General features: G+C 64.6%; 1 protein-coding gene. It reads right to left on the bottom strand.

Annotation, left to right across the window (positions count from 1 at the left end; translation table 11 throughout):
- Positions 1-237 (bottom strand): IS3 family transposase (locus ACTRWK_RS17555; protein WP_462844114.1); only part of this gene is annotated, 237 nt, incomplete at both ends.

Raw genomic sequence — 237 nt, 5'->3', positions numbered from 1 at the left:
CCAGAGACCAGCGCGCATTGGGATACGCAGCCACCGGCATCGGGGAGCGCGTTCCACGGGCCCGCTTGCGGCCGCGCCGCCGCTTCACTGACAACCCTTCTTCCCGGTAGAGCCGATACAGTTTCTTGTGGTTCATTCTCATGCCCTTGCGCTCAAGCAACACGCCAATCCGGCGGTAGCCGAACCGGCGCCGCTTTCCGGCGATCTCCTGCATCTCCTTGCGGATCTCAGGGCAGC

The organism is Sulfitobacter sp. G5_S2_6_S6, assembly GCF_054968505.1.
This window is presented reverse-complemented; position numbering and strand designations above follow the sequence as displayed.